Genomic DNA, 2726 nt, shown 5'->3' on the forward strand with positions numbered 1-2726 from the left:
GCATCGAAGCAACCACCCTTTCCGTTGGTTCCGTCCCTTTGTATCAGGCATTTATCGAGGCTGCAAGAAAAGATGGTGCGGTCATCCATATGCGGGAGGATGATCTCTTCCGCATTACCGAGGAACAGGCAAAACTTGGAACCAATTTCATGGCAATTCACACGGGGATTAACCGGATCACCCTTGAGCGGCTCCAGCGTCAGGGACGGCACGGTGGTCTGTGCTCCCGTGGCGGTGCATTTCTGACCGCATGGATGCTGCACAATGATAAAGAAAACCCCCTCTATGCAGAATTTGATTACCTGTGTGAGATTTTAAAGGAGCATGAGGTCACCCTTTCCACCGGAAACGGCATGCGTGCCGGTGCCGTGCATGATGCAACCGACCGTGCACAAATTCAGGAACTGATCATCAATGCGGAACTTGGCGACCGGGCTCATGACATGGGAATCCAGGTAATTGTGGAAGGCCCCGGGCATGTGCCGATTGATGAGATTGAAACAAATGTCAGGCTGATGAAGCGGTTGTCCGGAAATAAACCGTTTTATATGCTCGGCCCGATTGTCACCGATGTTGCTCCGGGGTATGATGACCGTGTCTCTGCAATTGGGGCAGCCATGTCCTCCATGTATGGTGCAGACTTTATCTGCTATGTGACCCCTGCAGAGCACCTTGCCCTCCCCAATCCGGAAGAGGTCTATGAAGGCGTCATCTCCAGCCGTATTGCAGCCCATGTGGGTGACATGATTAAACTAAACAGGCGGGAGCAGGATCTTGCCATGGGTCATGCACGTCGTGACCTGGACTGGGAAGCCCAGTTCAACCTTGCCATCAACCCGTCCCGTGCACGGCAGATCAGAACGGAACGTGCATCAGCCGATACCGAAGCCTGCACCATGTGCGGAGACTATTGTGCTCTTAAGATTGCAAATAAAGTCATCAAAAAACTTGACTGACCCGTCTCCTCTTTTTCTTTTTCTGTCGAAATTATCTTGCCGTGAGCATACCATTCTCATGCTATGACAGCATCAGCTGATATCACACTTGCAACCAAAGGTGAGGGGGATATTGTCGATATCACAGACAAAGTGCAGGAGATCGCCCGTTCGTCAGGGGTACAGACCGGTATCTGTCATGTCTTTGTCACCGGGTCTACGGCAGCGGTCACAACCATTGAGTATGAACCTGGAGTACTCAGAGATCTCAGCCGGGCATTGTCGGTGTGTGCTCCGTCAGACATCACGTATGCCCATGACAGCCGGTGGGGGGACGGGAACGGGAGATCCCATGTCAAAGCAGCACTGGTCGGCCCGTCCCTGACCGTCCCGGTACGGAATAGCAGTGTGGTACTTGGGACCTGGCAACAGATCGTTGTGCTCGAACTTGATACCAGGCCACGGCGGGACCGGCACCTTGTGGTCACTATCCTTGGTGAGTAACCATACCGCGTGGCTTTAACCTCTCCGAAAAAAACCTGGAGGAAGATATTCTCCTCCCAAAACCCTATGTGAAATTAATCGAGCGGTACCGTTTCAAGCTGTGAGACCAGTTCCCAGACACGGGTGCGTGCATGGACCGGCATGTTCGGGTCGCTGCTGATCTCATCAATCTTTGAAATTGCTTCTGCGGCTCGAAGACCAAGCTGGCGATCCTGGTTTTGAAGAATAGTGCGGGTCTCGTCTGCTACACGACGGATATTTCTGGGGATGGTGCCATCGTCAATAATGGCAGATAACATCTGAATACAGATATCGATGGTTTGTTCTGGAGTTGGCATATTATCACCTGCGTGAACCTTCGCTTATAAGTAGACCCCCACCCCATAAAACAGTACTGACCGATGACCGATATAAAAAGTCCTGATGTGATAATGGCTGAGTACCTCCTCAAGGGAGGAAAGATGCTCTCAAAGACCTGTCCGGTCTGCCATTCCCCGCTCTTTGAGTATAAAGGAAAGACCCTCTGTGTCGTCTGCGAAGAAGAAAAAGCCGCAGCATCACAAAAAACTCCGTCGACAACCAGCCCCCCCTCACTAGGGTCAGCAACGGGTTTCGCACCGCAGGAGTTCATAGCACCTGGCGGCCTTGAGGATGAGTTTGCCCTGACCCTTCGCGCTCTTCTTGTTCAGGCACGCGAGGAGCGGGACAGTACCCGGATCGTAACCCTTATGGAGTCTGTGAGGAAAGGGGCAGAGGCATACGCACTCCTCCTTTACGGATACGGACGCCGGGACAACTCGTAAATCATCTCCGCCTTTTTGGCCCCGATTCCCGGAACCTGGAGCAGTTCCTCTTTTTCCGCGTTCATGACAGCCTTCAGGGATCCAAAAGCGGTCAGCAGGGCACGGGCGTATTTTGGTCCAAGGTCCGGAAATGCACTCAGGATTGCCTCCTGAACTACTGCAAGACTTTCGTATGATTCTTTCTGGGCCGATCCCCGCTCTTTGTACCCGCTCTCCTCCTCCCGTCGAGCCAGGACCAAAAGCAGGTCAGCGGTATCCCCCGGCTCTCGTGTGTAAAAGACAGAAATGCCCATGGAGACCGATATTGCAGCAAGGGCCCCGCGGATTGCATTTGGGTGAATATCACGCTGGGCATACAGATCACCCCCCTCAATAATCAGTACCGGCTTTGGACATGATCGTGCCATCTCCCTGAGCTGATCCAGCAGGTCACGATCGATAAGACTGTCCACAAAATCACGTGAGGTCTTGCGTTCAACAAGGA

The 2726-nt window shown here is 52.8% G+C and carries 5 protein-coding genes; 3 read left to right on the plus strand and 2 right to left on the minus strand.

Annotated features, from left to right (window positions below; translation table 11 throughout):
- Both thiC and PLA23_RS12365 read left to right on the plus strand, forming a co-directional pair.
- A partial coding sequence (thiC, locus tag PLA23_RS12360) for a phosphomethylpyrimidine synthase ThiC (RefSeq protein WP_324475378.1) occupies positions 1-956 on the plus strand: 956 nt, incomplete at its 5' end.
- 63 nt (positions 957-1019) lie between these two features.
- A complete protein-coding gene (locus tag PLA23_RS12365; protein ID WP_324328686.1) occupies positions 1020-1439 on the plus strand; it encodes a secondary thiamine-phosphate synthase enzyme YjbQ in 420 nt (139 codons plus the stop codon).
- Between the two features lie 74 nt (positions 1440-1513).
- Here PLA23_RS12365 and PLA23_RS12370 read toward each other — a convergent pair whose 3' ends face one another.
- A complete protein-coding gene (locus tag PLA23_RS12370) occupies positions 1514-1777 on the minus strand; it encodes a stationary phase-response protein (RefSeq protein WP_109941945.1) in 264 nt (87 codons plus the stop codon).
- Between the two features lie 63 nt (positions 1778-1840).
- Between PLA23_RS12370 and PLA23_RS12375 the strand changes: the two genes are divergently transcribed.
- Positions 1841-2242, plus strand: a complete 402-nt coding sequence (locus PLA23_RS12375; RefSeq protein ID WP_324328681.1) for an Sjogren's syndrome/scleroderma autoantigen 1 family protein — start codon at positions 1841-1843, stop codon at positions 2240-2242.
- Here PLA23_RS12375 and PLA23_RS12380 read toward each other — a convergent pair.
- The coding region (locus PLA23_RS12380) for an ERCC4 domain-containing protein (RefSeq protein ID WP_324475379.1) at positions 2212-2726 on the minus strand (515 nt) is incomplete at its 5' end. The genes PLA23_RS12375 and PLA23_RS12380 overlap by 31 nt on opposite strands.

The organism is Methanospirillum sp. (assembly GCF_035406105.1).
Classification (GTDB): Archaea; Halobacteriota; Methanomicrobia; order Methanomicrobiales; family Methanospirillaceae; genus Methanospirillum.